At 71.3% G+C, this 23,076-nt stretch carries 24 protein-coding genes; 18 read left to right on the plus strand and 6 right to left on the minus strand.

The genetic code is table 11. The features are described 5' to 3' along the window. The 3 genes from VF697_RS14570 to VF697_RS14580 form a co-directional block, all read left to right on the plus strand. On the plus strand, positions 1-389 hold a 389-nt coding region (locus tag VF697_RS14570; protein WP_331095356.1), incomplete at its 5' end, for a Uma2 family endonuclease. A 26-nt stretch (positions 390-415) separates the two neighbouring features. Continuing rightward, the gene (locus VF697_RS14575; RefSeq protein WP_331095358.1) at positions 416-1,702 is read left to right on the plus strand and encodes a LamB/YcsF family protein; all 1,287 of its coding nucleotides are present in this window, start codon (positions 416-418) and stop codon (positions 1,700-1,702) included. Then, positions 1,702-2,634: a biotin-dependent carboxyltransferase family protein gene (locus VF697_RS14580; protein ID WP_331095360.1), complete on the plus strand. Its 933-nt coding sequence runs from the start codon at positions 1,702-1,704 to the stop codon at positions 2,632-2,634. Before VF697_RS14575 ends, VF697_RS14580 begins: the two co-directional genes overlap by 1 nt. Before the next feature lie 158 nt (positions 2,635-2,792). Here VF697_RS14580 and VF697_RS14585 read toward each other — a convergent pair whose 3' ends face one another. Then, a complete protein-coding gene (locus VF697_RS14585) occupies positions 2,793-3,200 on the minus strand; it encodes a hypothetical protein (protein WP_331095362.1) in 408 nt (135 codons plus the stop codon). A 263-nt stretch (positions 3,201-3,463) separates the two neighbouring features. Here VF697_RS14585 and VF697_RS14590 point away from each other — a divergent pair, with 263 nt between their 5' ends. Next, positions 3,464-4,018, plus strand: coding sequence for a GNAT family protein (locus VF697_RS14590; RefSeq protein WP_331095364.1), 555 nt, complete (start codon positions 3,464-3,466; stop codon positions 4,016-4,018). Here VF697_RS14590 and VF697_RS14595 read toward each other — a convergent pair. The 3 genes from VF697_RS14595 to tkt form a co-directional block, all read right to left on the minus strand. Further along, positions 4,004-4,864, minus strand: a complete 861-nt coding sequence (locus VF697_RS14595; RefSeq protein WP_331095365.1) for a hypothetical protein — start codon at positions 4,862-4,864, stop codon at positions 4,004-4,006. The two genes, VF697_RS14590 and VF697_RS14595, sit on opposite strands and share 15 nt — an antisense overlap. Further along, positions 4,861-5,988: an AAA family ATPase gene (locus VF697_RS14600; protein WP_331095367.1), complete on the minus strand. Its 1,128-nt coding sequence runs from the start codon at positions 5,986-5,988 to the stop codon at positions 4,861-4,863. The genes VF697_RS14595 and VF697_RS14600 overlap by 4 nt, the downstream gene beginning before the upstream one ends. Positions 5,989-6,067: 79 nt before the next feature. Continuing rightward, positions 6,068-8,122, minus strand: a complete 2,055-nt coding sequence (gene tkt, locus VF697_RS14605; RefSeq protein ID WP_331095369.1) for a transketolase — start codon at positions 8,120-8,122, stop codon at positions 6,068-6,070. Positions 8,123-8,310: 188 nt separating this feature from the next. Here tkt and VF697_RS14610 point away from each other — a divergent pair, with 188 nt between their 5' ends. Both VF697_RS14610 and VF697_RS14615 read left to right on the plus strand, forming a co-directional pair. Then, positions 8,311-8,901, plus strand: coding sequence for a hypothetical protein (locus VF697_RS14610; protein WP_331095370.1), 591 nt, complete (start codon positions 8,311-8,313; stop codon positions 8,899-8,901). A 191-nt stretch (positions 8,902-9,092) separates the two neighbouring features. Beyond that, complete coding sequence (locus VF697_RS14615; protein WP_331095372.1) at positions 9,093-9,599, plus strand: hypothetical protein; 507 nt, start codon at positions 9,093-9,095, stop codon at positions 9,597-9,599. A gap of 6 nt (positions 9,600-9,605) precedes the next feature. Here the strand turns inward: VF697_RS14615 and VF697_RS14620 are convergent, their stop codons facing one another. After that, positions 9,606-11,315: an MASE1 domain-containing protein gene (locus tag VF697_RS14620; protein WP_331095373.1), complete on the minus strand. Its 1,710-nt coding sequence runs from the start codon at positions 11,313-11,315 to the stop codon at positions 9,606-9,608. A gap of 95 nt (positions 11,316-11,410) precedes the next feature. On the opposite strand from VF697_RS14620, the gene VF697_RS14625 reads away from it, so the two are divergent. Genes VF697_RS14625 through VF697_RS14645 form a run of 5 tightly spaced genes read left to right on the plus strand, consistent with a single transcriptional unit; the run spans position 11,411 to position 15,367 of the window. Then, entirely contained in the window at positions 11,411-12,070 is a 660-nt protein-coding gene (locus VF697_RS14625) for a hypothetical protein (protein WP_331095375.1), read from the plus strand. A 10-nt stretch (positions 12,071-12,080) separates the two neighbouring features. After that, complete coding sequence (locus tag VF697_RS14630) at positions 12,081-13,247, plus strand: serine hydrolase (protein ID WP_331095377.1); 1,167 nt, start codon at positions 12,081-12,083, stop codon at positions 13,245-13,247. Next, positions 13,244-13,552 (plus strand): hypothetical protein, encoded by a 309-nt coding sequence (locus tag VF697_RS14635; protein ID WP_331095379.1) that lies wholly within the window; start codon positions 13,244-13,246, stop codon positions 13,550-13,552. Before VF697_RS14630 ends, VF697_RS14635 begins: the two co-directional genes overlap by 4 nt. A gap of 43 nt (positions 13,553-13,595) precedes the next feature. After that, entirely contained in the window at positions 13,596-14,537 is a 942-nt protein-coding gene (locus VF697_RS14640; protein WP_331095381.1) for a hypothetical protein, read from the plus strand. Between the two features lie 26 nt (positions 14,538-14,563). Next, the gene (locus VF697_RS14645) at positions 14,564-15,367 is read left to right on the plus strand and encodes a hypothetical protein (protein ID WP_331095383.1); all 804 of its coding nucleotides are present in this window, start codon (positions 14,564-14,566) and stop codon (positions 15,365-15,367) included. Between the two features lie 21 nt (positions 15,368-15,388). On the opposite strand, the gene VF697_RS14650 is transcribed toward VF697_RS14645, so the two are convergent. Further along, positions 15,389-17,203, minus strand: a complete 1,815-nt coding sequence (locus VF697_RS14650; protein WP_331095385.1) for a sigma 54-interacting transcriptional regulator — start codon at positions 17,201-17,203, stop codon at positions 15,389-15,391. Positions 17,204-17,619: 416 nt separating this feature from the next. Here VF697_RS14650 and VF697_RS14655 point away from each other — a divergent pair, with 416 nt between their 5' ends. From VF697_RS14655 to VF697_RS14685, 7 genes are all read left to right on the plus strand, one after another. Continuing rightward, complete coding sequence (locus VF697_RS14655; protein WP_331095387.1) at positions 17,620-18,243, plus strand: DUF2378 family protein; 624 nt, start codon at positions 17,620-17,622, stop codon at positions 18,241-18,243. A 220-nt stretch (positions 18,244-18,463) separates the two neighbouring features. Continuing rightward, positions 18,464-19,081, plus strand: a complete 618-nt coding sequence (locus VF697_RS14660) for a TIGR02265 family protein (RefSeq protein WP_331095389.1) — start codon at positions 18,464-18,466, stop codon at positions 19,079-19,081. Positions 19,082-19,155: 74 nt separating this feature from the next. Further along, positions 19,156-19,572: a hypothetical protein gene (locus VF697_RS14665; protein ID WP_331095391.1), complete on the plus strand. Its 417-nt coding sequence runs from the start codon at positions 19,156-19,158 to the stop codon at positions 19,570-19,572. 14 nt (positions 19,573-19,586) lie between these two features. Next, the gene (locus tag VF697_RS14670) at positions 19,587-19,910 is read left to right on the plus strand and encodes a DMT family transporter (RefSeq protein WP_331095393.1); all 324 of its coding nucleotides are present in this window, start codon (positions 19,587-19,589) and stop codon (positions 19,908-19,910) included. Between the two features lie 56 nt (positions 19,911-19,966). Beyond that, entirely contained in the window at positions 19,967-21,475 is a 1,509-nt protein-coding gene (locus VF697_RS14675; protein WP_331095395.1) for a bifunctional UDP-sugar hydrolase/5'-nucleotidase, read from the plus strand. A gap of 57 nt (positions 21,476-21,532) precedes the next feature. Continuing rightward, positions 21,533-22,483: a sigma-70 family RNA polymerase sigma factor gene (locus VF697_RS14680; protein WP_331095397.1), complete on the plus strand. Its 951-nt coding sequence runs from the start codon at positions 21,533-21,535 to the stop codon at positions 22,481-22,483. A 108-nt stretch (positions 22,484-22,591) separates the two neighbouring features. Beyond that, positions 22,592-23,050 carry a DoxX family protein gene (locus tag VF697_RS14685; protein WP_331095399.1) on the plus strand — a complete coding sequence of 153 codons (459 nt, stop codon included), beginning with the start codon at positions 22,592-22,594 and terminating at the stop codon, positions 23,048-23,050. Positions 23,051-23,076 lie beyond the last annotated feature (26 nt).

Here is a 23,076-nt window from a genome sequence, read left to right on the forward strand (position 1 = left end):
TGCTCTTCCGGCAGCTCTCCGAGCAGCATGACCTGCGCGTGCGACTGCCCCTTCAGCTCGGAGAGCGCAGCGTGCCGGAGCCCGACATCGCCGTGGTCGGTCGCGAGGAGGGAGAGCGTCGCGACTCCCATCCCCGACACGCGCTGCTCGTCATCGAGGTGGCGCGGGAGTCACTCCGGGAGGAGCGGACCACGAAGGGGGCGCTCTCCGCGCGCCATGGCCTCCCCGAGTTCTGGTTGGTGGACGTGGACCGTCAGCGGGTCGAGGTCTACCGGGCCCCGGACGCCGAGACGGAGGCCTATACCGAGCGCACCACCGTGGGCGGCTCGGAGGTGTTGAGCTGTCGCTCGGTGCCGGAGCTGCGCGTGCCGCTCGCGGACATCTGGTAGTTCCACTCGGGAGAGGCGGAAGCGCCATGGCGGAGTGCCTCCTCAACATCGACCTCGGTGAGCTGCCCGACGAGGATGAGCAGCTCTACGTGGCCGCGCAGGTGGCGAACATCGCCTGCGGTGGACACGCGGGAGATGCGCACTCCATGCGCCGGGCGCTCGAGCTGTGCGCGCGCCATGGGACTCGGGCCGGGGCGCACCCCTCCTTCGAGGACCGCGCGAACTTCGGCCGCCAGGAGCTGCCGGTCGCCCCCGAGGTGCTGCGCGCCCAGGTGGCCGCCCAGTGCGCCCGGCTGGGGGCCCTCGCCTCCGAGGTGGGCGTGCCCGTGCGCTATGCCAAGCCGCATGGCGCCCTGTACCACGCGGCCAACCGCGAGCCCGCGCTCGCCCGCGCCGTGGTGGCCGGAGTCGTCGAGTCGCTCGGCGCGGGCCTCACCTTCCTCGGTCCGGCCTCGGGCGCGCTGCGCGATGTGGCCCAGGAGGCCGGGCTGGCCTATGCGCGCGAGGGCTTCGCGGACCGGGGCACGCGGCCGGATGGCTCGCTCATTCCGCGCGGGCAGCCGGGCGCGGTGCTGACGGACGCCGGGGTGGCCCGCGAGAACGCCCTGCGGCTCGCGATGGGGGGCACGGTGGACACGCTGTGCGTCCACGGGGACTCGCCGGGCGCGGTGGCGATGGCCCGCGAGGTGCGCGCGGTGCTGGACGTGCTGTCGCTGCGCTCCGAGTCCTTCGGCGAGGGCGCCTGGCGGCTCGTCCTGCCCGAGCGGCTGGGCCCGCGCGTGGTGCTGGACACCCTGAAGGCCACGCCCGGCGTGGTGGACGTGGTGGTGGGCGAGGAAGCCGCCTGCGTGTACTTCGACCCGGCCGCGCCTCCCGAGGACCCCCGGCACGTGCTGGGCCGGCTCGTGGTGGGCTCGGGGCCCGCGGGGGAGGCGCCGCTCGTCACCGTGCGCGTGCGCTACGACGGGCTGGACCTGCCGGGGGTGGCCGAGCGCGTGGGGCTCTCGGTGGAGGCGGTGGTGCGGCTGCACGCCTCGCGCGAGTACACGGTGCGCACCGTGGGTTTCCTCCCCGGCTTCGCCTACTTGGGCGAGGTGGACGCGCGCATCGCCGCGCCCCGGCTCTCCACGCCGAGGACGCGTGTGCCTGCGCTCTCGGTGGGGCTGGCCGGACGGCGCACCGCCATCTACCCGCTCGCCTCGCCGGGCGGGTGGAACCTCCTCGGCACCGCCGTGGACTTCACGCCCTTCCGGCCCGAGTCCGGCGCGCAGCTGAGGCTCGGGGACCGGGTGCGCTTCGAGCGGGTGGACTGATGGACGCGTGGCTGGAGGTGCTCGCCGTCGGCGGGCCGGTGCTGGTGCAGGACGCGGGCCGCGCGGGCCGCATGCACCACGGGGTGCCTCCCGGGGGCGCGCTGGTGCCCGAGTGGCTGGCCCTGGGCAACCGCGCGGTGGGCAACGCGGGGGGCTCGGCGGGGCTGGAGTGCTACGGCCGGTTGGAGCTGCGGCTGCACGGGCGCGGCGCGTGGGTGTCGGTGGACGGCCGCGTCTCCCAGGTGGAGGACGGTGGGCTCGTCCAGGTGCCCGCGCCCGAGTCGGCGGTGGTGCGCTACGTGGCGGTGGAGGGCGGACTCGCCGTGCCCGAGGTGCTCGGTGGGCGAGGCACGCTGCCGGTGGCGCGGCTCGGGGGACTCGAGGGCCGACCGTTGAAGCGCGGAGACGTGCTGCCGCTCGGCGTCGGCGGGGGTGCCCGGGTGGAGGCACGCGCCGAGCCGTCCCTGGAGGCCGAGGTGCGCGTGGTGCTGGGGCCGGACCTGGCGCGCTTCGGCCCGGACGTGCAGGAGGTGCTGCTGGGGAGCACCTTCACGGTGTCGCCCGCGAGCGACCGCGTGGGCATGCGGCTGCGCGGGCCGGCGCTCCCCCAGGCCGACACGGGCTCGGGACTGTCCTCGCCCATGGTGCGCGGTGCCCTCCAGGTGCCGTCCTCGGGCGAGCCCATCGTGCTCGGGCCGGACCACCCCACCATCGGCGGCTACCCGGTCGTCGCGGTGGTCATCCGCGCGGACTGGGGGCTTCTGGCCGCTCGCCGGCCCGGAATGCCCGTGAAGTTCCAGGCCGTCGGTGTGGACGAGGCGCGTGAACTCTGGCGCCGTCGGGCCACCGAGCTGGAAGCCGCGCAGCCGCGGGTGCCCGAGGCCGCCGCGCCCGTGCCCGCCAGCGAGCAGGCCGCTCCCGCGACGCCCTGAGAACGGCTCGGCCCACGCGCTTCGTGCCCGTGGGCCGATTCCTCCCGAGGTGAGCCGACCTCCCGGGCGCGTTTTCGAGCAACCTGTACACTTAGTGGACAAGTTCGCGCGCCGCGCGCCCGGAAGGTCGAGGTCCGCGGAGCCGACCCTCGGCGGCGCTACTGCTTCGGCGCGCGCATGCCGTCGTCATGCGGCATCGGGTCATCCGTGTTGGCCGGAGCGCCCGGGTTGAGCGGCTCCTCGCCGGTCTCGCCGCCCATGCGGTCGGTCCTGTCGATCGGCTCCGGCTCGAGGCCCGTGCCGCCGGTGCCTGGCTCCTCCACGGTGTTGCCCTCGTGGACGCCCGGCTCCATCTCGCGCATGCCCTCCTCGGGCACCGGGTTGTCGCCCATGCGGCTGTGGTCCGGGTTGTCGTAGCCCGCGCCGCCCATGCCGGCATCCGTCGCCATGGTGTCGGTGCCGGTACCCGTGCCGGTGTTCGTGTTGCCCTTGTCCGTCTTGCACGCCGTGCCGAACGCCACCGCGCCCGCGAGAAGGCCCGTCAGCAGAAGCTTCGTCCTGGTCATGTGTCTTCCCCCCTGTGTCGTGATGCGTTTGCGGTCGGGAAGCTGAGGCATCCCCTCGCGTCATGCAGCGGGGGCTTGCCTGTCAGGCCGCTCCACGGCGGAGCGCGAGGCGAAGGGAAAAGGGCCTGATGCCGAGGGGTTACGGGCGCGGCTCGCGAGACCGCATCAGCTCGGCATGCGCTCGGCCGTCTGGCGAGGTGCGGCGCTCCCGGGACTCGGGGACGACGCGTCTGTGCTCCCGGGTGCGGTTACAGTGGCGTGCCATGACGACCCCGGACCTTCGACTGGTTCCCGCCCTGGCCGAGCACGTGGACGTATGGATGGCCATGCGCGAGGAGCCCCTCGCGCGCCGCATGCTGCCGCTGGAGCCGGAGACGCGTGAGGGGCTGCTCGAGCGTCTGCGGGAGGCCAGCGGTGACGTGACGGACCCGAACGCCAAGGGCTTCCGGTGGATGGTGGAGCTCGACGGGCGCATCATCGGCACCGTGGCCGCGAGGGACCTGTCTCGCGTCCAGGGCCGCGTGGAGCTGGGCTACATGCTCTCCAGCGCGTACGTGGGCCGGGGCCTTGGCACGCGCGCGGTGGCGATGGCACTGGAGCGCCTGTTCTCCCTGCCCTTCCTGCACCGCGTGTGGCTGGGCACCTCGGGGCACAACCTCGCCTCGCAGGGGCTGGCGAGGAAGCTCGGCTTCACGCTGGAGGGCGTGATGCGGGGCCACTACGTCATCAACGGCCAGCGCGAGGACCAGCAGGTGTGGGGCCTGCTACGCCCCGAGTGGGAGGCGAGGCGGGCGGCGCGGGCATCAAATGTTCCGTAGCAGGCCGTCTCCTTTGCGCGTGGTCAGCGGCGAGCAGGTTCCGGGACACGGCGAGGGAACGTTCAAGGCATCGGCGACATCGTCGACGAGTGCCCGCGCGAAGGCGGAGTATGCTTCGTTACCGAGGACCGCTGCCCAATCGAGTCCCTCGAGGGCATCAAGGCCCTCGTGGGTTTCGCGATAGGCACGCAGTTGAGTGCCCGTCGGGTCGCAGAGGTACCGGACGTAGTTCTTGGGGTGGCGGTGGCGTGGTTCGGTCTTCCAGGGCGCGGAGGAGGGCGCGGGTGCCAGGTAGGCCGGGTCATCCACCTCGAAGTCCTCGAGGTCGCGAGCCGTGTCGAAGCGGTTGGGAGCCCGGGTTGCCTTGGCCCGTTCGAGCGCGGCTGCCTGGCCGAAGAAGTAGGACTCGACCATCGGGGCGAGCAGGTGGAACGAGCCGCGCTCGGCGAGCGCCTGGTACACCCGCTCGCGGGTGGTGGTCGTGGGGAACTCGTTGTCGACGTATGCCCGCACTGCGTGGCGGAAGTACTCCAGGACGTGCTCGGGTTGATCCGCGTTGACCAACTCCAGGTCATCCACCGCGATGACGTGGTTCGCTTGCAGCTTGCCGCCGCGGCCGGGGTACACCGTGCTCACCAGACTCCGCGCGAGCTTCGCGGCGAGCGACTGGGTGGCCAACTCCTTGGGCAGCAAGGCTCCGACGCGATTGGACGTGAAGTCCTGCGTCTTGAGCGGAGGAAGGAACTCCACGTCCGCTTCAATGGAGGCGAAGAGCTTTCGCAGGGAGAGGTGCAGGCCAAGGCGTTCGAGCTCCCCCGTGACGATGAGCTGAACCCGGACGGTCACGGGGGTGGACGCCTCTGGGCTCCGAAGGTCTGATCGCTGTAGAGGTCCCCGAGCGAGAAGTGGGCGAGCCACTCCGGATCGCTGTGCTCGGTGAGTGCCACGGGGAGGACCTCGTGCTCGGGCTCCATGATGTAGACGCGCTCGGGCTCGGTGTTGAAGGTGTTGAGCACCACCGGCGAGTGCGTGGCGAGGAGGATGGTCACGTCCTTGGCCGCGGCGCGAGCCCGCGCCAGTTCCATCAACGTCCGGATGGCGTAGGGGTGCAGACCGTTCTCCGGCTCGTCGATGGCCACGGCACCACCGTCCGGTGCGGAGGCAATGGCACACAGGTGGAGCAGGGCGACGAGCAGCCCGTGGGGCGCTGAGTAGGCGTCAATGGGTTGCCGGAGGCCCCGGAAGAAGAATTGGACCGTGACGGTCTGGCCGGCCGCGAGGAACTCGAGGTCCTCGAAAAGCTCGGGGAAGCATTCGCGCAGGCCATCCCGGACGAACAACCAGCGCTCTTCGTGCTCCTTCCGGCCAGCCTTCCAGTTGCGCAGCAATGAGAAGGCATTGCGCCCGTCCGAGTGGAGGTACAGGTCCGCGGTGGCGGGTGAGCCCGTCGTGCGCAGGCTCCAGAACTGGAGGTTCTGATACAGGCGGAAGGTCGATGCGAGCCCATGCAGGCCCTTCAGCCGTTCTCGCTGCTCGGCGGGAAGCAGGCTCATGGCATGCGAGAAGACGGAATCCCCTGTGACGGTCAGCTCATGCTCCTGGACGAATACCCAATTCGAGTCAGGGTTTTGTCCCGCAACCGTTTCGTCTCCATTCCACACCTGCTCTGAGATTTGGAGCAAAGGGGGTTTCAGCTCAGCGAAAACCGTCCAGGAACATGGGCCCTGACCCAGCATCAACTGGATGCGCTCCTTGAAGGCTGCCTGCTGGTTCTTGATGCTGGCGGTTCCCCCCGAGAACTCGACGGCTCCCTGGATGCCCCGCTCGAGGAAGTGCCGGAGGAACTCGATGGTCGACAGCAGGGTCGTCTTGCCCGCGCCGTTCGGGCCCGTGATGGCGCAGACCCCGGAGGGACTCCAGCGCACCTTCCGGAGCGCGCGGTAGTTGTCGACCTCCAACGTGAATCCCATGACTCTCCTCTGTCCTGGCCGGGCCTTCCCCGTCCACCCCTCGGGTGGCACCAGGGAAGACCCTCACTTCAGCCGGTGACTACTTCTTCGCCTGCTCGATGACTTCGCGGGCGACCTTCACCACGTTGTCCACGGTGAAGCCGAACTTCTGCTGGAGCTGCTTGAGGGGCGCGGAGGCACCGAAGGAGCGCATGCCCACCACGGCGCCGCGCAGGCCCACGAAGCGCTCCCAGCCGAACGTGCCCGCCTTCTCCACCGCCACGCGCGCCCGCACCGCCGTGGGCAGCACCTGCTCGCGGTACGCCTCGTCCTGCTGCTCGAACAGCTCCCACGAGGGCATGCTCACCACGCGTGTCTTCACGCCCTGGCCCTCCAGCTGCTCCTGGGCCTGCAGGCACAGGTGCACCTCGCTGCCCGTGCCGATGAGGATGACGTCCGGCGTGCCCTTGGCGTCGGAGAGCACGTAGGCGCCCTTGGCCAGCCCCGAGGCCGGCGCGTACTTCGTCCGGTCCAGCGTGGGCACCGCCTGGCGCGTGAGCGACAGCACCACCGGCTGGTGCTTCAGCGGGGCGATGACGCGCCAGGCCTCCACCACCTCGTTGGCGTCCGCCGGGCGCAGCACGATGAGGCCCGGAATGGCGCGCAGGCTCGGCAGGTGCTCCACCGGCTGGTGCGTGGGCCCGTCCTCGCCCAGGCCGATGGAGTCATGGGTGAAGATGTGGATGCTCGGCATTTCCATGATGGCCGACAGGCGGATGGCGGGACGCTCGTAGTCGCTGAAGATGAGGAAGGTGGCGCTGTAGGGGCGCACCTTGCTCAGCGCGAGGCCATTGATGATGGAGCCCATGGCGTGCTCGCGCACCCCGAAGTGGATGTTGCGCCCCGTCTGGTCCCCCGGCTTCATCGCGCCGGAGAAGGACAGGTACGTCTTGGTGGACGGGTTGAGGTCCGCCGAGCCACCCACCAGCCACGGGTAGTTCTTCGCCAGCGCGGTGAGCACCTTGCCGCTCGTCTCGCGGGTGGCCGCGCCCTTGGCATCCGCCGGGAAGGTGGGCAGCTCCTTGTCCCAGCCCTGTGGCAGCTCGCGCCGCTGCATGCGCTGGTGGTGCTCGGCCAGCTCCGGGTACTGCTCGCGGTACGCGTTGAAGCGCGCCTCCCACTCGGTGCGCAACTGCTGGCCGCGCTTGCCCAGCCGCTCGGCGAAGCGCTCGCGCACCCCGTCGGGCACGAGGAACTTCGCGTCCTCGGGCCAGCCGTACTTGCGCTTGGCGCCCTTGAGCTCCTCCTCGCCCAGCGGCTCGCCGTGGGCGCTTGCGGTGCCCTGCTTCTTGGGCGCGCCCCAGCCAATCTCGCTGCGCACGATGATGAGGGTGGGCAGCCCCCGGTCCTGCTTGAAGGTGCGGAAGGCCTGCGAGAGCGCGTCCAGGTCGTTGGCGTCCGCCACGTGCAGCACGCGCCAGCCGTAGGCCTCGAAGCGCTTGCCCACGTCCTCGGTGAAGGCCAGCTCCGTGCTGCCGTCGATGCTGATGTGGTTGCTGTCGTAGACCCAGCACAGGTTGGACAGCTTGAGGTGGCCGGCGAGCGAGGCGGCCTCGCTGGCCACGCCCTCCATCAAGTCACCGTCCCCGCACAGGGCCCACACGTCGTAGTCGAAGAGCTCGAAGCCGGGGCGGTTGAAGTAGCCGGCGAGCCAGCGGCTGGCCATGGCCATGCCCACCGAGTTGGAGACGCCCTGGCCCAGCGGGCCGGTGGTGGTCTCCACGCCGCTCGTCCAGCGGTACTCGGGGTGGCCCGGGGTGGAGCTGTCGAGCTGGCGGAACTTCTTGATGTCCTCCAGCGAGACGGCCACCTGGTCCTCGACGTCGTACTCCTCGCTCACGCGGCGCACGCCCGTCAGGTGCAGCAGGCTGTAGAGGAGCATGGAGGCGTGCCCGTTGGAGAGCACGAACCGGTCCCGGTTGGGCCAGATGGGCTGGGTGGGGTCGTAGCGCAGCTCCTGCTGCCAGAGCTGGTAGGCCACGGGTGCCAGCGCCATGGGCGCGCCCGGGTGGCCCGAGTGGGCCTGTTCCACCGCGTCCATGGAGAGGGTGCGGATGGTGTTGATGCACTGCCAATCGGTCGAATCGTGGGTCATGTCTCGCATTCCTCGGTGCCCAGCGGTCGGCGCGCACCATGCCCCAAGCGGGGCGGGAGCGCCGCAGCATTCGGCGCTGGGTGAGCGGCGGTGGACGCTGGCGCGGAGTGTGCGGGTCGACAGAGTGGGGGGCGGCGGGGGTCGGTGGGACTGGCGGTATGGGCCCCTGGGTGGCATATGGTGCGCGCATGTCGATCGAGAAACCGTTGCGGGAGATGGTCCAGGCGGAGCTGCGGACCCGGCTGGCGCCCATGCACAAGGCCGTCGCGCGCATGGACGCGAGCCTGGATGTGCTCGAGGAGCTGGAGGACATCATCCGGCGCCTGGCGCCCCTGGCCACGCGGATGAACTCGCTAAAGCTCGCGCTGCCGGGCGTGACGGTTCCGACGCCGGCGGGGCGCGCGGCGGCCCGGGGACGTCAGCCCGAGGCCGAGGAGGTGGTGCCGGCGCCCCGGGGCCGTCCCGCGGCGAGCGCCGCCGCGGAGTCCGAGGGGCGCAGGTGCGCCGTCATCGGGTGCAAGCGTCCGGCGCGCTCGAAGGGGTACTGCTCGGCGCACTACCAGAAGCTGCGGTTGCTGGTGAAGACGGACCGGCGGCCCAAGGCCTGGAAGGACGACGCGGAGCCGCAGTCGGTGGCCGAGGTGGTGTTGCCCCGGGGCCGCGCGGCCTCGAAGGAGCTCCAGGAGGCCGCCCCCAAGAGGCCGGAGCCGGCCACGCCGCCCAAGCCGAAGGCCTGGGTGCGCAAGAAGGGTGGCAAGGAGCGCGTCGAGCTGCGCTGAGCCCCTCGTGGGTGGACGCCCCGGCCCGCCCTGCTCCTTATTGGGGGCGGGTCCCGCCCGGGGTGTGCCCGCGCCCCGGCCCGAGGCCCGGGAGCCCCATGACGCTCGCCTGCCCGGCGGTCGGGTTGGCCCGTGTACCTCTGCCCCGGGGAGTCGTTGACAGGGCCGAGCGGGAGTGATTTCCGGCGGGCATGAGCGATCAGGGTTATCCGGTGACGGTGGCAGTGAAGCGTCCGGACGGGCGCGTGGAGCAGGTGCGGGTGGGGACGGCGTTCCGCAACGGGGAGGGCTTCTCGCTGAAGCTGGGCGAGATGAGCATCGGCTCGACGCCCGACGCGGCGGCGCCCGCGCCGAGGCGTGCGGCGGCCTCGTCCGGCGGTGGCGGTGGCGGTGGAGGGGGCGGCGGCGACGGGGGGGTGTTCCCCAACTACGGCCGCAGCAAGGGCGGCCCCATCCGGGGCGCGAGCATGGGCGACCTCGAGTACTACGCCAACGGCGCGCGGCGCTCGCTGGGGGACCCGAGCAAGTCCCGCTGGCACGACCGCGAGCGCGCGCTGCTGGCCTCCATCGAGGCGGAGATCGCCCGTCAGCGCGGCGGCGACGCGGGTGGGGGCTCGGAGAACGAGCCGCCTCCGCACGGGGACGACGACTTCGGTGGCGGGGGGGGCGGCAACGACGACGACTCCATCCCGTTCTGAGGGGAGTCAGGCCGCCGAGGTGGTGCGCGTGGCCAGACAGAGGGGGAGGTGGACGACGACGGTGGTCCCCTGCCCCACGGTGCTGTGCACGCGCACCTCGCCGCGGTGCGCGTCGATGATGCGGCGCACGATGGGGAGCCCCAGCCCGGTGCCCGCGGCCTTGGTGGTGTAGAAGGGCTCGAAGACGCGCGCCAGCACCTCCGGGGGAATGCCGGGGCCCGAGTCGGTGATGGCGAGGCGGGCCAGGGCGAGGCCCTCGCGCACCTCGCGGCGCAGCTCCACCTGGAGTGAGCCGCCTTGGGGCATGGCCTGCAGGGCGTTGGTGAAGACGTTGCTGAGCGCGAGGTGCAGCAGCTGCGCGTCGACCGGGGAGTGCAGCTCCAGCTCCACCGCGCGCGTCACCCGCACCTGGGAGGAGCCCGGCACGGAGCGCAGCGCGGCGTCCAGCGCGCCCTCCACCACGGAGCCGAGCGGCTGGGACAGCAGCTGGGGCTCCTCGGGCCGGGCGAAGTCCAGCAGCCCGTGGACGAGCTGGTCCAACCGGGTCACCTCCTCGCCCATGACGCCGAGCAACTCCCAGGCGGTGCTGTTGTCCTCGGGGCGGGCGAGGCGGGTGAGGGCGGCCACCGCGTTGGAGAGGACGGCCAGGGGGTGGCGCACCTCGTGGGCGACGCTGGCGGACAGCTCGCCGAGCGCGGCCAGGCGCTCGCGGTCCACCAGGGCCTGCTGGGCGGCGGCCAGCTCGGCGAGGGACTGGCGCAGCTCGCGGTTGAGGTGGGAGACCTTCTCCTGGGCCTGCCGGCGCTCGCCGAGGGCGGCGGCCAGCAGCAGGCCCGAGCTGGCCAGCGCGGCGAGGAAGACCTGGAGGAAGACGACGCGCTCGCCGGAGGTGCCGCTGCCCTGCGGGCCCGTGGCGAAGGGGCCGTGGCCGGCCAGGGTGTGGAGGATGACGACGGAGGCCAGCGCCAGCAGGGCGGCGGCGGTGCCCCGGGCCTCGAAGCGCAGCGCCGCCCAGAGGAGGAAGGGCAGGGCGAGGGAGCTGACGGGGTGGTAGAAGCCGGCGTCGAGGGGCGCCAGGAGGAAGGCCAGGTGCATGGTGAGCCCCAGCGTCCCCAGCAGGGCCGCGAGCTCCCACGGGCGCGCGCGGCTCCAGCCCTCGAGGCCCCGCGTGGCCCACGCGAGGAGCGCCGGGGCCACCAGCAGCACGCCCATGGCGTTGCCCACCCAGAACACCCGCCAGTGGCTCGCCCAGTCCGCCCAGGGGAACCGGCCGTGGAGCGCCTGGAAGGTGACGCCCAGCGTGGCGCTGAGCATGGGGCTCAGCAGGGCCCCCACCACCCCGAGCGCCAGCACGTCCCGCACCCGCTCCAGTGAGGGACGGAAGCCGACGTAGCGGCGCAGGAGCAGGGCCCCGGTGAGCGCCTCCAGGGCGTTGGCGGCGGAGAGGGCGAAGCTGACGGGCGAGGGCACCTTGCCCGGGGCGAAGCTGAGCGGATTCACCACGAGGGCCACGAGGAGGAGGGCGGGCCAGTCGCGGAAGCGCGACAACAGCAGGGCGGCGAGCGCCACGCCGCTGGAGGGCCACATGGCGGAGACCCGCTCGCCCGGAGCGGTGAGCCCCTTGCCCACCCAGGTGCTGACGCCATACGCGAGGGCGAACAGGGCCAGCCGCGCGAGCGGATGCCAGCGTTGCGGGATGTGCTTCGAGTCAGGCACGGGGCGGATATGCACGCTTGCATGAACTGGAAAGAACGGAAAGAGCCCCCTACCCAGAAAGCAGGCGAGAGGTGTCGGTGATATGACAGCGGCCCATGTTCCTCTTGCGTACGGATGCGCGGCGGGCTGGAGGGGGCAGCCGCCCCGGCCTGGCCCTGGCCCTGGCCCTGGCCCTCCTGGTGGTACCCGGCGCGTCGCGTGCGGCGCCGGAGTCGGCGCGGTTGCTGCCCGAGCAGCCCGCGGAGACGGGGGTGGACAACCCGCTGCGGTGGATGGCGCTGGAATTGGCGACGGGCGCGGGAGCGGCGGTGGTGGCGGTGCCGGCGACGCTGGCGTTGAGCGCGTGGGTGGGCTCGCTGTCGAGCAACCTGGTGCTGGCGGCGGCTCCGGCGATGGTGCTGCTGCTGGCGCTGCCGCCGCTGGCGGTGACGGGGGCGCAGTGGCTGGTGGGCAACGCGCTGCGGCCCGGGAGCGTGCGCTTCCAACCGGCGGTGTGGGTGGCGCTCGGGGTGCACGTGCTGGCGGTGACGGGGGCGGTGCTGCTGGGGGCCACGGTGGACAGGCTGGGGGACGCGGCGCTCTTCACGCTGGTGGAGGCCCTGGTGCTGCCCACGGCGGTGACGCTGACGATGCGCGCGACGGCGCCGGTGCCGCCGCCCACGCTGACGCGAGTCCCCGAGCCGCCGCGCACCGTGGCGGAGGCCCCCCTGACTTCGAGGGCACTGGTGGTGCCCGTGCTGCGCTACACCTTCTGAGGCGAGCCCCATGAGTCGACTGTCCAAGAAGCTCACCCTGCCCGCGCTGCTGTCGGTGGCGCTGTCCACCGCGCTGCCCGCGAGCGCCGCCGACTGCCCCCCGCGTCCCCACTGGCCCACGGAGGACTGGCCCGAGGCCAAGGACAGGGTGGCGTCGAGGGCCGCGCAGCTCCAGGCGATGGAGGACTACGCCTTCAAGCTCGAGGGCAGGGACGAGGAGCGCAAGGGCGTGCGCACCGACGCGCTGCTCCTCATCCACCGCGGGCAGGTGGTGTACGAGCGCTACGGGCGCGGCTTCGACGCGAGCAAGCGGCACCTGGCCTGGTCGATGTCGAAGAGCTTCACGAACGCCCTGACGGGCATCGCGGTGGGTCGGGGCGCGGTGGCGCTGGACGACTCCATCTGTCAGCACGTGCAGGTGAAGCGGCGGGAGAGCTGCGCGATCACGGTGCAGAACCTGCTGGAGTTCGGCTCGGGGCTGGACTGGCACGAGAACTACGAGAACGGGGGCAGCTACCAGACGTCCTCGGTGCTGGCGATGCTGTACGGGGAGGGCCGCAAGGACATGGCGTCCTTCGTCGCCTCGCACCCGCTGCGGGACAAGCCGGGCACGGCGTGGAACTACTCGTCCGGGGACACCACGCTGCTGGCCGGGGTGCTGGATGGGGCGCTGCGGCCCTCGCTGGGCAAGGACTGGGCGTGGCCGCTGCTGTTCGACGTGCTGGGGATGAAGAGCGCCACCTGGGAGCGGGACGGCAAGGGCGTGGTGGTGGGCTCCTCGTACGTGCACGCCACGCCGAGGGACCTGGGGAAGCTGGGCTTTCTCTACCTCCATGACGGGTGCTGGGCGAACGGGCGGGTGCTGCCGGAGGGCTGGGTGGAGCGGTCCACGCAGGTGTCCGAGCCCATCAAGCTGAAGCGCTACGACTGGGGCGAGGGGGACGTGCAGGGCTGGCAGTTCTGGCTCAACCGTCGCATTCCGGGCGTGCAGAACACGCTCCCGTGGCCGAGCGTGCCGGAGGGGGCCTACGCGGCGCGTGGGCACTGGGGCCAGTCGGTGACGGTGATTCCCTCGAAGGACCTCATCGTGGTGCGCACGGCGGATGACCGGGACGGGAGCTTCACCCTGGACACGCTGTTGAAGCTGGCGCTCGCGGTGGTGGAGGAGCTGCCATGAGCCGCCTTGCCCTGCTGGTCGTGGGTGCCGCCGTCCTCTCCTGCGGGAGGGGCGAGACGGTGCAGGCGCCCTACGACAACAATGACTTGCAGCTCGTCACCTCGTACACGGCGAAGGACTTCTGCTCCTGCGTCTTCGTGATGGAGATGAGCGAGGAGTACTGCCGGCGCTGGACGGCGGCGAGCCCCGCGGTGGCCACGTTGCGCGTGGACTACCAGGAGCGCAGCGTGCAGACGGCGGCGGCGCTGCTGTGGGGCGAGAAGGCCCGCTTCGTGAGCGCCCGCGAGGGCTGCGTGCTGGAGTAGCGCCCGCCCGCACCTGTCCGGGTGAGCGGAGCGGGGAGAGTCCGTGAGTGCTGGCGTCGTGCGTCTGTCCTGGTCTCGGGCCGTGTGGTGCTGGGCGGCCCTGCTGCTCTCGTGGGTGCTCGTTGGCTGCGCCACGGCTTCCGCCTCGACCGTCCAGGGCTGCTACACGGTTCCTGGCAGGAATCCGGATTCGCGGATGCCCTGGGAGATATTCCTCGGCAACGCCGCACACCGGCTCATCACATACATGTACGGGGTGAATCACCCGGGACGCCAAGTCTACTACAACAAGGAGACAATCCTCACCATCGTGAGGCAATCACATCTCGGGGACACATCCCTCCTGCTCCCAAATGAGCGCAACATCTGCCCTGACATCGCCGATGCCACCAGCCGGAGTCTTTTCGAGATAAAACCTGGGAATGATCAGGGCCTCCAGGAAGGCCGCGAGCAAGCCCGGGCCTACCTGGCCGCGCTGAATCGGGCTCTCCTGGTCGGCAAACGCTTCACGGGTGGCACGGATTTCCGCGGCGAGATCCTGATCCGCTTCGCCCAGGGGCAGTACATCTGGCGGCTGGAGTGGTGGACCACCGAGCCAGGAGTGGTCCAGTACCGGTGGACGCGCAGCCAGCAACGCTTCGAGTCCGAGGCGGCAGCGTATGAAGCCGGGCAGTGGGTGGAAATCACCGAGCAGGAACTGCGGCAGTACGGCGGGTGGGTGGGTCACGCCGTGCAAGGACTTGTCAGCCGACGCGAACGGCTCGCCAGCTTCAGCGGGGTCGTGGGCATCGTCATCGACGGCATCGGCACCGCCGCGACGGCATTCTTCTCGGGAGTGATTTTCGGACAGATGGGTTCGGGCACGGGGATGCAGCGGCCTCCCACCCAGGGAGGTGGACAGGTCATCCCCTTCCCAGCACGAGCGCCCCCCGCTGCTGCCCCGGCACAGGTGCCTGCGGCCGCGGGGACGTCCCTTTCTCAATGAGGACCCGATTTGATAGGACGCGCACCATGTCGTCCAGGAAGCCTCCGTCCCTTCAGCTGCCCTCCTTCCTGCATGGCCTCTACCCCACGGTCCAGCGCAAGGCGCGAGAGGAGGGCCTGCGGTGTGGCCACCAGTATCGAGAGGCCGGCACCTTCCCCGCCCCCCAGCAGCTGCTGGAGGTACAGCCCGGCGAGGTGGTGGTGACGCAGAATGTGGTCGACTTCCAGCACGAGCGCCCGAGCTGGCGGCTGTACATGGTGTCGGATGTCATGAATGGATTGTGGGAGGCCTTGGATTGGCCGAACACGTATGAGGTGGATGAGCGCTACGAGGCATTCTGCCGCGAGACGGCGTGGGGGGCGCTGTACTTCGCGATTGCCCAAGGCGCTCCGATGAGCGCGGAGCGCACGGCGCAGCGCCTCCAAGCGGTGCTGCGTTTCTGGGAGCCGCTCCAGTCCGTGCGCTACCTCTTCAGGACCCTGGAGGCCTCGCTCACGCTGGAGGAACTGATGGAAGCCTCCTGTGCCTGGGCCATGGATGCATGGTGTCCGGAGGGAGAAGGCTCGGTGCTCGCGCGGTTGGAGAGGGCGGTGGAGCGCATGGCACGGGCGACGCGGGAGGACAGCCTGGAGGCCATTTTCCGGGAAATGCCTCGGGCCCTCGCGTATGCGCGTGACCTGAAGCACCGGAAGGTGCTGGCCGATCCAACCTTCCAGCGTGAGCGCTTCGCCACGCTCGACCCACGGGCATTCGATCGGGTGTCCAGTGCGTGCACGTCGGGTCTGCTCGAAAAGCTCTATGACTGGGACCACGAGCTCGGCAAGCACTAACCACCCGAGCCGCCACTTTCCTCACGGCTCCTTGGTCATGAGCCCGTGCCGCCGCACCCGGCGGCCGAGCGTCACCGGGTCCATCTCCAGCGCGGCGGCCGCGCGCCGCACCACGCCGCCGTGGCGCTCGAGCGCCTCGCGGATGATCTCCCGCTCCATCTGCTCCAGCCTGTCGCGCAGCGAGCCGGCGCCACTCACCCGCACCGTCTGCCGCAGCGCCTGCGTGCTGGCGGCCACCAGGGCGGGCGGCAGGTGCCGGCGCGTCACCAGCTCCTCGGGCCCCGACAGCAGCACGGCGCGCTCGATGCAGTTGCGCAGCTCGCGCACGTTGCCCGGCCACCGCGCCGACATCAGGAGCTGCTCGGCCTCCCCGGCCAGTCCGCTCGCCGAGCGCCGCAGGGTGCGGTTGAAGTGCGCCAGGAAGTAGCGCGCCAGGTCCAGGATGTCCTCGGGGCGCTCGCGCAGCGCCGGCAGGTCGATGGTGAAGCTGTTGAGGCGGTAGAAGAGATCGCTGCGGAAGCGCCCGGCGCGCACCTCCTCGGCCAGGTCCCGGTTGCTGGCGGCGATGATGCGCACGTCCACCCGCCGTATCTGCGTGCCCCCCACCGGCCGCACGTCTCCGCTCTCCAGCACCCGCAGCAGCTTGGACTGGAGGTTGGGGGTGGTGTTCTCGATCTCATCCAGGAAGATGGTGCCGCCGTCGGCCAGCACGAAGAGGCCGGGGTGGTCCGCCACGGCGCCGGTGAAGGCCCCCTTCACGTGGCCGAAGAGCTCGCTCTCCAGCAGCGTCTCGGTGAGGGCGCCGCAGTCCTGCACCACCAGGGGCATGTCGCTGCGCCCGCTCAGCCGGTGGATGACGCGCGCGAGCACCTCCTTGCCCGTGCCCGTCTCGCCCTGCAGCAGCACGGCCACGCGGTGGGGCGCCGCCACGCGCACCAGCTCCAGCACCTCGCGCATGGCGGGGCTGCGGAAGCCGGGCTCCTCGGCCACGTCCGCCTCGGGGGAGGGCCGGGGGGCCTCGCGCGCGCGCTCGCGCAGCAGGTTGCGCTCCAGCTCCAGCGCCGCGCGTCGCTGCTCGGTGCGCAGGCCCAGCTCGCGGCTGGCCTGGAGCACCGCCTGGCGCAGCGCCCCGGGCTGCACCGGGGGCGTGAGGGCCCTGAAAATCTTCCCCTGGTTGAACAGCTCCACCAGCCGCGCCGGCACCGCCGGGGCGCAATAGAGGATGCGGGGGGACAAGTCACTGGCCGGCCCCGCGCCGCTGGGGTCCGACTCCGCCATGCGCGAGGCCAGCCGCTCCACCAGGGCGATGGCCCGCGCCTCGTCCCTCCCGCACACCAGCAGCGCGCAGATGTCCCCGCGCCCCAGCAGGGTGTCCACGTCCTCCGCCGAGCTCGCGAAGCGCAGGCGCACATGGCCCTCCAGCGCGTCGCGCAGCGCCCGCAGCTCTCCCTCCTCCACGTACACCGCCGCCACGTAGAGCTGGTGGTCCAGCAGGTAGCGCTTGAGCGTCACCCCGTCCGAGCCCTCGAAGGCGTTGAAGCTCACCCCCAGGGCGGTGATGGCGCCCTCGTCCCGCTCCGGCGGGTCATGCCGCCAGCGCACCACGCCGCGCACGCGGATGCGGGTGCGCGTGTCCGGCAGGGTGAAGGCCATCTCCAGCTCCTCGCCCTCCCGAGGCCCTTCCTCGGGGCCTCGCGGCGTGGCGATGAGCCCGATGCCCGTCTCGCTGATGTTGACCGCCCAGCACCCGTGGATGGCGGGCTGGGTGACGACCTGGACGTACAGGGGCTTGCGCTCGCTGCGCGGCAGGAGGGGGTTGTCGGTCATGGCCGTCATCTCTGATGCCTCCCGCGTCAAGGATGAAGCAATGGCGGAATTTCAGAGAAATCAAGAAAATGAATGTTCGTCCAGAGAGGGAGAGTACGAGGACGGGTGCCGGCCTGGGGGGCATCGGAGCGCGCTGCTTCACTTTCGACGCATCCGGAGGAGCGGGGTGGGTGAAGGGGATTCGAGCCCATGCGTACAACGCCCGCCATGGTACGTGTCCGCGGCAGGCGGGCTTCCGAAGCGGTGGGGGCAGTGTGTGGGAGCGCGCACTGGGGCTCCGGGAGGCGTTGGACAGCGAACGCGCGAGGCGCCGGGTGTGCGGTGCCGTGCGGAAGGGGCATGGTTAGGGTGCGTGGTGCCACACTCCGAGGGTCCTCCGGTTGGAAGCAGACGGCGGGAGTGGGGTACCTCGAGAGGGAGGGGACGTGAGCGTGAGCATCCGTGAGGTCGGGCAGGACCAGGAAGCGCAGGATTTGCGCGAGGAGATGGAGAGGCGGGTGGCGCTGGCGACCGTCTCGGACACCGTGCGGGGCTTGCTCTTCCTGGGCACGCTGGAGTCGGTGAAGGCCCTGGGTGGCCAGGCGGGGGTGGAGGCGTGCCTGGAGGTGGCGGGCGAGCCGCGCTTCGTCGAGTTCTTCAACTACCCGGTGGGCACCTACCTGCGGGTCAACGACGTGGCGGCGCGGGTGCTGGCGCCGCTGTGCGGCGGCTGGGAGGAGGCGCAGCGGCGGCTGGGGCGCCAGTCGATGGGGGGCATGCTCAAGTCCGCGACGGGCCGGGCGCTGGTGCTGGTGTCGCGCGGGCAGCCGCGGCAGCTGGTGGGCAACCTGCCCTCGGCGTACCGGGCGGCGGTGAACTTCGGGGAGCGCACGGTGACGTGGGAGGGGCCCTCGCGCGGCCGCGTCCTCATGCGGCGCGACTTCCTGCCGTGCGCCTACCACGAGGGCGTGCTGCTGGCGGCGCTGGAGGGCCTGAAGGTCTCCGCGCCCCAGGTGCGGGGGCAGCGCCTGGGGGAGCTCGACTCGGAGTACCTCGTCTCCTGGGGGTGAGCGCGCAAGGTTTGCGGGCGAGGGGCGGGGGTGGGGGCGCAGGCTTTGCGCCTGGCTTCCGAGTCCGGTGTTGGCCTCTGGACGGGGGGCTTTGCGCGGAGGGTCGCCTGGACGCCCAGTGTGCGGTGTCTGACGAAATTTCCGAGAGTTTTGGAATCCGGCACAGGCGGTGCACCTCGGGGAGCCCTGAAGTGAGGCAGTCCACTGAGGAGCGCGACCCATGGGCAGCGAAGTGAGGACGGGGACGGCATCGCCGTGCGGTTGGGAGCGGGACCTGGCGTGGAGGTTGTCCCAGGCGGCGCCGGAGGACACGGTGCGCGGGGTGTTCTTCAACGGCGCGCTGGCGGCGGTGCGCGAGCTCGGGGACGCGGAGGCGGTGCGGTGCTGCCTGGAGGCCAGTGGCGAGGAGCGCTTCCTCGACTACTTCAGCTATCCGCTCGAGGCCTTCCTGCGGCTGCTGGCGTGCGCGGCGAGGAAGCTGCGGGGACGGTTCGGGTGCATGGAGGGGGCGCTGCGGGAGCTGGGCCGGCACGCGAACGCGGACTTCCTGGCCTCGCCGGTGGGGCGCGCGGCGGTGCTGCTGGCCTCCGGGAGCCCGAGGCGGATGATGGACACGGTGCCGGACCTCTACCGGCAGTCGTGGAGCTTCGGGGCGCGGGAGGTGGTGTGGACGGGGCCGAGCAGCGGGCGCGTACGGCTGCACGGGGATTTGTTGCCCTCGGCGTGTCACGAGGGGGTGCTGGAGGCCCTGCTGCGGGCCGCGGGCGGGCGCGGGGTGCGGGTGGCGCGCGAGTGGACGCACGGGCTGGATGGCGAGTACGCCTTCTCCTGGGAGTAGGCGGGCCCTCCCCAAGGGCGAGCGGCTGTGAGAAGAACCCCGCTCCCCTCGGGAGACGCAGGAGACAGGCGGACATGAATCCGGAGACGGCGGGCGACGACGAGTTCCTCGCGGCGGTGGAGGCGGCGACGTGGCCGGGGGAGCGCTTCGGCCACCGGGAGCACGTACGCCTGGGGTGGCTGTACCTGCGGCGCCACGGGCCCGAGGCGGGTTATGCGCGCATCCAGGGGACCATCCAGCGCTACGCCACGTCCCTCGGGGCGGCGGGCAAGTACCACGAGACGGTGACGCGGGCGTGGAGCGCGCACGTGTACCGGGCGCTGCGGGAGACGCCGGAAGTGGAGCCGTTCGACTCCTTCCTGAAGGCGCACCCGGAGCTGCTGGAGGGCGGGCTGCTGACGCGCCACTACCGCAAGGAGACGCTGGACTCGGAGGCGGCGCGGCGGGAGTGGGTGGCGCCGGACGTCTCGCCACTGCCGGCGTTCCCGTGAGACGGTGAGCGCTCATGGCGTCGGGATTCGACTGGGTGCTGTTGTTGCTCGCGGCCACGTGCTTCGCGTCGGGGGGCATCTTCATGAAGCTGGCGGGGGGAGTCTCGCGCCCGCTGCCGACGCTGGCGTTCCTGGCGCTGTTCGGGCTGGGGGCGGTGCTCCAGTCGCTGGCGATGCGCCGGGAGGACATGGGCGTGGTGTACCTCGCGGTGCTCGGGCTGGAGGCGGCGCTGGCGCTCGGCTTCAGCGTCCTGCTCTTCCGCGAGGAGCTGTCGGTGGCCCGCGTCACGGCGGTGGTGCTCATCCTGGTGGGCGTCGCGCTGCTGCGCCGCACGTAGCTTGACGCCACGAGGCGCGGGGTGTGATGGGGAGCGGCAAGGAGTCCCGCCTGCCCATGAAGACGCCCCTCGCCCTCCTCACCTGTCTCCTCTTCCTCCCGGCCTGCCAGACGACGCGAACGGTGACGCTGGTGGGGATGACGGACTACCACTCGCACGCGGTGCCCTTCTATTCGGAGGGAGAGCCGGGACAGGGCGGGGTGGCGAGGGCGCTGGCCTATCTCCGCGAGGCGAAGTCGCACCCGGACACGCTGGTGGTGTCAGGGGGAGACACGTTGAACAAGGGCGTGCCCACGTGGAGTGACGAGTACGGGTGCGTGGAGTGGCCGTGGTTCAACGGGGTGGTGGACATGATGGCGTTGGGCAACCACGACCTGGACTACGGGGCGGAGGCGTTCGAGCGGTGCCGTGCGGCCATCCAGTACCCGCTGCTGTGCGCCAACCTGGTGCGAGCGGACGGCGCGCCCTTCTTCCAGGTGGACGGCCGGCCGTACGTGGTGCGCGAGGTGGGGGGCGTGCGGCTGGGCTTCTTCGCGGTGGCGGGGCCGGACATGCAGCGGCTGGTGAAGGCGGAGAACCTGCCGGCGGGGACACGGTGGACGGACGAGAAGGAGGCGGCGCGAGCGGCGGTGCACGCGCTGCGCACCGAGGAGCGCGTGGACGCGGTGGTGCTCATCGGCCACCAGCTGCGCGAGGACGACGAGGCACTGGCGCGGGAGGTGCCGGGCATCGACCTCATCCTGGGCTCGCACTCTCATTATAAAGGAGAGCTGCGCGTGCTGCCGGGGACGAGGACGTACTACGTGTCGCCGTACCAGTACCTGACCTACCTCGCGCGGGTGCAGCTGCACTTCCGGGGCAAGACGCTGGAGCGCGTGAGTGGCGGACTGGTGAAGCTGGACGGGACGAAGCGGGAGGACGCGGAGACGGCGGCGAAGGTGGCGGAACTGCAGCGAGCACTGGAGGCGAAGAGGCCGGAGCGCTTCGAGGTGCTGGGCCGGCTGGAGAAGCCACTGGGAGACGAGGGCATCTCGATGGGGGAGACGGAGGTGGGCAACTGGGCGACGGAGGTGCTGCGACGCGCGGCGGGGGCGCACGCCTTCTTCGCGATGGCGGCGGGCTTCCGAGCGGGGTTGCCGGCGGGGGAGGTGAAGGTGGAGGACTTCCACGGGGCCATTCCGTACCGGAACGTAGTGGTGACGGCGGAGGTGACGGGAGTCCAGCTCGTGGACTGGGTGGCGCTGAGCGAGTCGAAGCGAGAGACGGACGGCTACAGCCAGCAGAGCGGCGTGCGCTACGAGGTGAAGGACGGGCGGGTGGAGGGGCTCCAGGTGCTGAAGGACCCGAGCAACCCGAGCGCCGGCTACGAGCCGGTGAAGCCGGAGGGGACGTACCGGCTGGCGACGACGGATTTCCAGGCGTACGTGGCGGCGGGCTACAAGGAAGCGCTGTCGAAGGCGAGCCGCGTGGAGCGCACGACGCTGGACCTGCACACGCTGCTGAAGGCCGCGCTGCGCGAGGGGGACACGGAGGCGAAGCGGGACGGCCGCATGGGCCCACGCTGAGCCCGGGGGAACCGTAACCGGGTGGACTCGGAGTCCGAGCGCACATAATTTCCGCGCATGCAGATCGCGGCAACGCAGCTTGAGCAACACCGCACGGCCCTGACGGGCCACTGTTACCGGATGATGGGCTCCGTCGTCGATGCGGACGACGCCGTGCAGGAGACCCTGGTGCGAGCCTGGCGTGCCCTCGACCGGTTCGACGGGCGCGCGTCGCTGCGGACGTGGCTGTACCGGATCGCGACGAACGTGTGCCTCGATATGCTCGCCGAGGGCTCGCGACGAGCCCGCCCGATGGAGTGCGGCCCGGTTGGAACCACCGAGGATGTGCTCAACAGCCTGCCGCGCACCCACTGGCTCGAGCCCGTGCCGGATGCCCGGGTGCTCCCCGCGGACGCCGATCCGTCCGAACTTCTCGTGCTCCGACAGAGCATCCGTCTCGCGTTCGTGGCGGCCCTTCAGCACCTGCCGCCGAAGCAGCGGGCGGCGCTGCTGCTGACCGAGGTCCTCGGCTGGTCCGCGGCCGAGGTCGCCGAGAGCCTCGACACCTCGGTCGCCTCGATCAACAGCGCGCTGCAGCGAGCCCGGGCCACGCTCGCGAGCCGGAACGTCGCCGAGGCCCGGGAGCCGCTCTCCGAGGAGCAGGCGAAGCTGCTGGAGCGCTACGTGGAGGCGTTCTTGCGCTACGACGTCAACGCGCTCGTCGGCCTGCTCCACCAGGACGCCACGCTGTCCATGCCGCCGTATTCGCTCTGGCTGCGCGGTCCCGAGGACATCCGCACGTGGCTCCTCGGGCGCGGCTCGGGCTGCCGAGGCTCCCGGCTCATCCCGAGCGCTGCCTGCGGCTCGCCCGCGTTCGGGCAGTACCGCCCCGCCCCCGACGGCGGCCACAAGCCGTTCGCGCTCATCGTGCTGGAGGTGTCGGGCGACGGCATCGCCGGGTGGAACTCGTTTCTCGACACCGAGACGCTCTTCCCCCTGTTCGGCCTGCCTCCCCATCTCCCGGCGTAGCGGCCGGCGGCTGACCGAGCGGCCAGGGGGCCGACTTTTTTAATGCGGGACCGATGAGTTTCCCCGGTCGGGGGAGTCCAAGCCTCGAATCCATTTTGAGGAGGACCCATGACCGCGACCTACGCCCACCCCGTTTCAGGCACCCCCCCGGAGATTCGCACCTCGGACGCCGCTGCCCCCGGCTCGAAGAAGGCCCTGTGGGGGGGCCGCTTCCTGAGCGGCTTCGCCGTCCTCTTCATGCTGTTCGATGCCGGGATGAAGCTGCTCGAGCTGCCCGTCGCGGTGCAAGGCACGAGCCAGCTCGGCTATCCCGAGAGCGTGGTCTTCGGCCTGGGCGTCGTCCAGCTCGTGTGCCTCCTCGTGTACCTGGTGCCGAGGACCTCCGTGCTGGGGGCCGTCCTGTGGACGGGCTACCTCGGAGGCGCGGTCGCCACCCACGTCCGGCTGGGCAACCCGCTCTTCAGCCACGTGCTCTTCCCCCTCTACGTCGCGGCGTTCTTCTGGGTGGGGCTGTGGCTGCGCGATGAGCGGCTTCGCGCCGTCCTTCCGCTGCGAGCCACGAAGTGAAAAGCGGTAGCGCGCGGCGCGACCGA

This window comes from Archangium sp., assembly GCF_036388035.1.
GTDB lineage: Bacteria > Myxococcota > Myxococcia > Myxococcales > Myxococcaceae > Archangium.